At 74.0% G+C, this 7,236-nt stretch carries 8 protein-coding genes; 2 read left to right on the top strand and 6 right to left on the bottom strand.

Annotated features, from left to right (window positions below):
* Positions 1–385, bottom strand: a 385-nt coding sequence (locus ABWK99_RS11505) for a carboxyl transferase domain-containing protein (RefSeq protein WP_372594842.1), incomplete at its 3' end; no start/stop codon positions are given.
* Between ABWK99_RS11505 and ABWK99_RS11510 the strand changes: the two genes are divergently transcribed.
* Both ABWK99_RS11510 and ABWK99_RS11515 read left to right on the top strand, forming a co-directional pair.
* On the top strand, positions 368–1,603 hold the full coding sequence (locus tag ABWK99_RS11510; protein WP_372594843.1) for an MFS transporter: 1,236 nt from the start codon (positions 368–370) through the stop codon (positions 1,601–1,603). The two genes, ABWK99_RS11505 and ABWK99_RS11510, sit on opposite strands and share 18 nt — an antisense overlap.
* Before the next feature lie 194 nt (positions 1,604–1,797).
* The gene (locus ABWK99_RS11515; protein ID WP_372594844.1) at positions 1,798–2,919 is read left to right on the top strand and encodes a UDP-N-acetylmuramate dehydrogenase; all 1,122 of its coding nucleotides are present in this window, start codon (positions 1,798–1,800) and stop codon (positions 2,917–2,919) included.
* On the opposite strand, the gene ABWK99_RS11520 is transcribed toward ABWK99_RS11515, so the two are convergent.
* The 5 genes from ABWK99_RS11520 to ABWK99_RS11540 all read right to left on the bottom strand — a co-directional run.
* The gene (locus tag ABWK99_RS11520) at positions 2,909–3,292 is read right to left on the bottom strand and encodes a GntR family transcriptional regulator (protein WP_372594845.1); all 384 of its coding nucleotides are present in this window, start codon (positions 3,290–3,292) and stop codon (positions 2,909–2,911) included. The genes ABWK99_RS11515 and ABWK99_RS11520 overlap by 11 nt on opposite strands.
* The gene (locus ABWK99_RS11525) at positions 3,289–4,263 is read right to left on the bottom strand and encodes a hypothetical protein (RefSeq protein WP_372594846.1); all 975 of its coding nucleotides are present in this window, start codon (positions 4,261–4,263) and stop codon (positions 3,289–3,291) included. Before ABWK99_RS11525 ends, ABWK99_RS11520 begins: the two co-directional genes overlap by 4 nt.
* Positions 4,264–4,441: 178 nt before the next feature.
* The gene (locus ABWK99_RS11530; RefSeq protein WP_372594847.1) at positions 4,442–5,485 is read right to left on the bottom strand and encodes an adenosine deaminase; all 1,044 of its coding nucleotides are present in this window, start codon (positions 5,483–5,485) and stop codon (positions 4,442–4,444) included.
* A gap of 81 nt (positions 5,486–5,566) precedes the next feature.
* Positions 5,567–6,193, bottom strand: coding sequence for a response regulator (locus tag ABWK99_RS11535; protein WP_372594848.1), 627 nt, complete (start codon positions 6,191–6,193; stop codon positions 5,567–5,569).
* Positions 6,190–7,236 (bottom strand): sensor histidine kinase (locus ABWK99_RS11540; protein ID WP_372594849.1); only part of this gene is annotated, 1,047 nt, incomplete at its 5' end. The genes ABWK99_RS11540 and ABWK99_RS11535, both read right to left, overlap by 4 nt.

Consider the following 7,236-nt stretch of genomic DNA (forward strand, 5'->3'; position numbering starts at 1 on the left):
CGCCGTCTCCCAAAATGACGACGAGGGTGGGAATTCGAAGTTTTGCCATTTCCCTTAGGTTAAATGCGATCGCTTCCGCCTGTCCGCGCTCTTCGGCATCGATGCCCGGATACGCCCCCGGCGTGTCGACGAAAGTAATAAGCGGCCGGCCGAATTTTTCGGCGATTTTCATCAGCCTCAGGGCTTTTCGATATCCCTCTGGCTTCGGCATACCGAAATTCCGGTATCTCCGCTGGTTTGTGTCACGGCCTTTCTGCTGGCCGATTACCGCCACCTCGAACTCGCCGATCCTCGCGAAACCGCAAACCAGGGCCGCGTCGTCGGCAAACCTGCGGTCCCCGTGAATCTCGACGAAGTCGCTGAACATATGCTCGAACAGGTCCATCGCGTAGGGACGGTCGGGGTCCCGCGCGGGCCCGCCCCGCGCGAGGTCAGGAACGCCGTCACCGCCGTCATGGTGACCTTCGCCCTCAACGGCTTCGCGTTCGCCGGCTGGGCCGCCCGCCTGCCCACCGTGCGTGACGCTCTCGACCTGCGGCCCGAGCAGCTCGGCCTGCTGCTCATCGTCGGGGCGGGCGGTGCACTGGTCGCGATGCCCCTGTCGGGGCTCGCCGTGCAGTGGCTGGGCACCCGGCGCACGATCCTCGCCTTCGCCGCGATGAACACCGTCGGCCTGCTCGCCGCCGCCGTCGGCGTCGGCACCGGGCAGGTGTGGCTGACCGCTGTCGCGCTCATCGCGTTCGGCATGGGCACGGGTGTCTGGGACGCGGCGATGAACATCGAGGGCGCCGCCGTGGAACAGGCGCTCGGCCGCGCGATCATGCCTCGGTTCCACGCCGGCTTCTCGCTCGGCACGATGCTCGGTGCCGCCGTCGGCGCGCTCGCCGCGCACCTCGGCGCGCCCCTTCTCCTGCACCTCGGCCTGGTGCTCCCCGCCGGGTACCTCCTGCTGCTCGGCGTCTCACGATGGTTCCTGCCGGTCGTGACCGCGCAGGACGAGGGCGAGGACGCCGGACGGGTCTCCGTCGCGCGCGCCTGGACCGAGCGGCGCACCCTGCTCATCGGGCTCGTGGTGCTGGCGGCCGCGCTGACCGAGGGCGCGGCGAACGACTGGGTGAGCCTCGCCGTGGTCGACGGATTCGGCACGGGCGAGGCGGTCGGGGCGATGGGCTTCGCGGTGTTCGTCACCGCGATGACCGCGATGCGCCTGCTCGGCACGGGGCTGCTCGACAGGTTCGGCCGGGTGGTCGTCCTGCGGATCGTCGCAGCGCTGAGCCTCGTCGGCCTGCTGGTCTTCGGGCTCTCGCCGTGGCTGTGGCTCGCGGCGATCGGTGTCGTGCTGTGGGGCGCTGGTGCCGCGCTCGGCTTCCCGGTCGGGATGAGTGCCGCCTCCGACGACCCGCGGCGGGCGCCTGCGCGCGTCGCCGTGGTCTCGACGATCGGCTACAGCGCCTTCCTCGCCGGCCCGCCCCTGCTCGGCTTCCTCGCCGGCCAGGTCGGCTACCGGCACGCCCTGCTGGCGGTCGCGGTCCCCGTGGTGATCGGCCTGTTCGTCACCCAGGCGGCCAAGCCCCTGCCCACCGCCGCCGGCGGAGCGCGCTGACCCGCGCCCTCCAGGCCGCCCTCGGGCAAGCGTGAAGGCTTCGCCTCGCATCGGAGGGCGAAGCCTTCACGCTTGCAGCGCCACGGGTCGGGGCGGGCGCGGCGGGGTGAGGCGAGGATCGGCGGGGTCGGGTTGCCCGAAGCGAAGCGAAGCGAAGCGGGGTGGGGCGGGTGGCGCGTCGTAGGGTGAGCCTCGTGCCGACCCCCACCCTCGCCGAGCTCACCACCCTTCGCCTGGGCGGGCCGGCTGCCCGCCACGTGGTCGCGGCGACCGAGGCGGAGCTCGTCGAGGCCGTGCGTCAGGCCGACGACTCCGGCGAGCCGGTGCTCGTGATCGGTGGCGGGTCGAACCTCGTCGTCGCCGACGCGGGGTTCCCCGGACTGGTGGTGCGCGACGGGCGCAGCGAGCTCCGTTTCGAGGGAGCGGACGGCTGCGGTGGCGCCGCGCTGACGGTCACCGCCGGTACCCCGTGGGGGCAGGTCGTCGACCGTGCGGTCCACGAGGGGTGGATCGGTGTCGAGGCCCTGGCCGGCATCCCCGGCTCGACCGGCGCGACTCCCGTGCAGAACGTGGGTGCCTACGGGCAGGAGGTCGCCGGCGTCGTCTCGTCGGTCCGCGTCTGGGACCGCGCCGAGGCACGCATCCGCCTGTTCCCGCTCGCCGCGCTCGAGTTCGGGTACCGCTCCTCGGTGCTCAAGCGCTCCCTGCGTGGGCCCGAGGGTGCGCCGTCATCCTTCGCGCCCTCGCCGCGGTACGTCGTCCTGGAGGTGTCCTTCCAGTTCCGGCTCGGCACGCTGTCCGCCCCGATCGGCTACCCCCAGCTCGCTCAGGCCCTCGGTGTCGCGGTGGGGGAGCGCGCGCCCTCGGTCGAGGTGCGCGAGGCGGTGCTCGGTCTGCGCGCGAGCAAGGGCATGGTCCTCGACGCCGGCGATCACGACACCTGGAGCGCCGGCTCCTTCTTCACCAACCCCGTCGTGCCGGCAGAGGTCGCCGACGCCCTGCCCGACGGAGCCCCGCGCTACCCGGTCCGCAGCGCCATGCCGGAGACGAGCACCGGCCCGAGCCTCGGTGCGATCGACCCGGCCCTGGTCAAGACGAGCGCCGCGTGGCTCATCGAGCACGCCGGCTTCGGGAAGGGCTTCGGGCTGCCCGGGTCGGTCAGCCTGTCGACCAAGCACTCCCTCGCGCTGACCCACCGCGGCGGCGGGAGCACGGCCGAGCTGCTCGACCTGGCCCGCACGGTGCGCGACGGGGTCCGGGAGGCCTACGGGGTGGTCCTCGAGCCCGAGCCCGTGCTGGTGGGCGTCACTCTCTGAGAGGGACGGCGGTGCGCAGCAGGGCGCCCCGCACGAGCTCCAGAGCTGCCTCGTCGTCGAGACCGGCAGCGCGAGCGGTGTCCACGAAGGTCACGGCCGCGCGCAGGGCCGTGTCGTCCGCCGGTGCGGCGCCGGCGGCCACGACCGTGCCGGTGCGCCGACGGGTGACGACGACCCCGTTCGCCTCGAGCTCCCGGTAGGCACGGGCGACCGTTCCGGCGGCGACCCCGAGGTCTGCCGCCAGCGCGCGGATCGTCGGCAACCGGTCGTCGGCCCGCAGCCGCCCGGCAGCGACATGGGCGCCGACCTGGAGCCGGATCTGCTCGTAGGGCGGCACCCCCGAGCCGAGGTCGACGAGGATCTGCAGGCTCATGCCGGGATGCCCTGGACACCGGCGCCTGCGGAGCCCGCATGGCCCGCGTGGCCCGGGTCGCTCACCTCCGCGTCGAGCGAGGCCGGCCGACCCGGGACGACGGCCAGCGCGAGCGTGGTCAGCAGGACGATCCCCGCCGCCACCATCAGGCCGGTCCCGGTGGTCGAGGCGAGCGTGTCCGTCTGCGTGACGCCGTTGACGCTCGTGCCCCGTCCCGCGTTGAGCAGGGCGGATCCCGCGACGAGCAGGACGCCGACGAGCATCAGGCCGAGCACCGTCTGGGTCCCGCGCAGGACACGGTGCGCCGAGAGCCGGCGCAGGGCGAGGTCCCAGCGCGGGGCGGTCTGCGCCACCGTCGGGCGCGTCGCGATCTGGTGCAGCACCCCCCAGGTCCCCGCGATGACGACGGCCGCCGCACCGAGCAGGGGAAGGCCGTAGAACCAGCCGGGGAACGGGCCGGAGGTGGAGGAGGACTCGGCGAACGTCACCGTGACGGCTCGACCCGTGTCCGCGGCCGCGAGGCCGAAGGCGAGCAGTGCCACCAGGAGGGAGGCCGACCAGGCAGCCGCGGCCCGGAGCATCACGGGCGGCACGACGTCCCGGACGGTCCTGCGCTCCAGGCTCGCCCGCCGCAGCTCCCCGGCAGGCCGGGGCCAGGTGGCCTCGCCGATGGAGTGGACCGCGAGGAAGCCGAGCCCGCCCAGTGCAGGGACCAGCCCGATGGCCAGCCCGACGCGCAGCCCGGAGGTCAGGGCGGCGATCCGCAGACCGACGGCCACCGCGATCACGGCGACGGCCAGCGCGAGGGCCATCGTCGCGATCGCATGGCGGCGTGCGGCGACGGCGGTGACCGGAAGCGGGCCGGGGGTCGCCCTCGAGAGAAGCACGAGGAGGACGACGAGACCGACCACGGCGGCCGGGACCAGGACCAACCCGAGAAGGGCGAGGAGCGCGAGACCGGACATGCTCATCTCCAATGTGTCAATTAATTGACACAAAGATAGCGCGCCGACCACCGGAGCGCCAGGGGTGGGCGCCGATCACGTGGGCGAGTGCCGGCCGCGGGGCTCAGGCCGGGCGGCCGCCTCCGCCGCGGGGCTCACGCCGGTCGGTCGCCGTCCCCGCTCGGGGTCGTGCCGGCCGCGGGGCTCACGCCCGGCGGCCGCCCTCCTCGCCCGGCGTCCGGAGCCAGTCGTCGACCCCCGCGAGCAGCCGCGCCGTCGTCGTGCCACCCGCTCGCGAGGCCCGGATCGAGTCCCGGGCGAGGTCCGCCAGCTCGTGGTCGGAGAAGCCGTGCACCGTGCGGGCCGCCTCGTACTGGGCCACGAGGCGGGAGCCGAACAACAAGGGGTCGTCGGCGCCCAGCGCGACCGTCGCCCCCGCAGCCGTCAAGGTGCGCAGCGGCACGTGGCGGTCCTCCGCATACACCCCGAGCGAGACGTTCGACGCCGGGCAGACCTCGAGGGCCACTCCGCGGTCCACGATCCACGACAGCACCGCCGGGTCCTCCGCGGAACGCACCCCGTGACCGAGCCGGTCGGGGACCAGGTGCTCGACCACCTGGCTGACGTGCTCCGCGCCGAGCAGCTCCCCGCCGTGCGGCACGGAGGCGAGCCCGGCGCGCCGTGCGATCGCGAACGCCGGGGCCCAGTCGGCCGTGCTCCCGCGGCGCTCGTCGTTGCTCAGCCCGAACCCGACGACCTCGCCGGGGCCGTCCCCGCTGTAGCGGGCGGCGAGCCGTGCGAGGGTCCGCGCCTCCAGCGGGTGCCGGATCCGGGAGGAGGCCACGATCACGCCGACCTCCACGCCCGTCCTCGCGCTCGCGGACCTGGCCTCGTCGAGGACGATCTCCAGCGCCGGGGTGATCCCTCCGACGAACGGCGCATAGCTCGTCGGGTCCACCTGGATCTCCAGCCGGCCCGAGCCCTCGGCGGCGTCGTCAGCGGCGGCCTCGGCGACGATGCGCCGCATCTCCGCCTCGGAGCGCACGCAGGCCCGTGCCGCGTCGTACAGGCGCTGGAAGCGGAACCAGCCACGCTCGTCCGCCGGCGGGCGCACCGGGGAGCCGTCGAGCAGGGCCGCCGGTAGTCGCAGCCCGCGCGCCGTCGCCATCTCGGTCAGGGTCGCCACGCGCATCGATCCGGTGAAGTGCAGGTGCAGGTGCGCCTTGGGCAGGGTCACCAGATCGCGCATCCGGCGAGTCTGCCAGGAGCCCGCAGCCCGGCGCGCGCCGGGCGATGCGCCGCGGGAGGCGCCGGGCGAGGGCCCGGCCGGTCAGGGAGAGGGCAGCAGCCCGCGCTCCATCGCCACGGTCACCGCTCGCGTCCTGTCGTCGACGCCCAGCTTGGCGAAGATCCGCAGCAGGTGCGTCTTCACGGTCGCCTCCGTGATGAACAGCTCGACGCCGATCTGCATGTTCGAGCCGCCGCGGGCGACCCCCGCCAGGACCTCCAGCTCCCGAGGGGTCAGTCGCTGATCGGCCTGCCGCATCTGGGCCACCAGCCGCCGGGCGACCGAGGGAGCCAGCACCGTCTCCCCGCGTGCCACTCCGCGCACGGCCTCGATGAGGTCCTCGCGCGGGGTGTCCTTGAGCAGGTACCCCGCTGCACCGGCCTCGACCGCCCGGAGGATGTCCGTGTCCGACTCGTAGGTGGTGAGCACCAGCACCCGCACGGTGGGGTGCTGCGCCGAGATCAGCCCCGTGGCCGTCGCCCCGTCCGTCCCCGGCATGCGCAGGTCCATCAGGACGACGTCGGGTCCGACGGAGCCGACGAGCGCGAGCGCCTCGGTCCCGTCCGCGGCCTCGCCGACCACCTCGAGGTCCGGCTCGCCGCTGAGCAGGCCGACGAGCCCTGCCCGCACCACCGGGTGGTCGTCCACGACCACGACCCGCACGCTCATCGTCCGTCTCCCCGTCCTTCGTCCTGCCCGCCGTCGGCGGGGAGGGTCGCGTCGATCCGATCCGTCACGGGCTCCTCAGCCGGCCCCTGCTCGGGGAGGGTCACGAGCACCCGCGTCCCGCCCGAGGGCCCGCCGGTCACGGCGAGCCGTCCGCCGCCCGAGGCGACCCGTTCCCGCATCCCGCGCAGGCCGAAGCCCTCGGCGGAGGCGGCGTCGATCCCGTTCCCGTCGTCGACCACCTCCAGCCGGACCTGCCCGTCCGAGGAGCGGGCCAGCGAGAGCCGCACATGCTCGGCTGCGGCATGGCGCCGCACGTTGGTCAGCGCCTCCTGGGCGGAGCGCAGCAGGATGACCTCGCGCTCGCGGCCCATCGACGTGCAGGACTCGTCGACCTCGACCTCGACGGCCACCCCCGTCTCCTGGGTGAACCGTGAGGCGAGGCGCGCCAACGCCTGGGGGAGTCCCGACTCGGCGAGCCCGACGGGAGCGAAGGCCGCGACCAGTGCGCGCGCCTCGGCCAGGTTCTCGCGCGCCGTGTGTTCGACGAGCGCGAGACGCTCGACGGCTCGTGCGGTGTCGGCGCGGTCGAGGTCGGCCCGCGCGGCCTGGGCGAGCATGATCACACTCGTGAATCCCTGGGCGAGGGTGTCGTGGATCTCCTGCGCGAGGCGTTCGCGCTCGGCGGTCACCCCGGCAGCGTGGTGGGAGGCCGCGAGCTCTGCCTGTGCGGCCTCCAGCCGGTCGATGAGGACGGCGCGCAGCTCGCTCTGCTCGGCGACCTGGGTGATCCACAGGCCCAGCAGGACGGCGAAGGCGAGTGCGAGCGCCGCCTGCGCCAGCACGGAGGGCAGCTCGGAGGGGTCGACGCCGGGCGCGGCCGCCAGGGCGCCGAACACCCCGATCGTCAGGGCGGTGGAGGCGATCACCCCACCGCGCCGGGAGAGCGAGAAGAACCAGATCTGGCTGTAGGCGATGAACAGCAGGATCGTGCCCGTGGTGTTGACGACGGTGATCGCCGAGGTGAGGACGACGAGGATCGTCAG

The sequence above is a fragment of the Actinotalea sp. genome, from assembly GCF_041597215.1.
In the GTDB taxonomy this organism is placed as follows: Bacteria; Actinomycetota; Actinomycetes; order Actinomycetales; family Cellulomonadaceae; genus Actinotalea.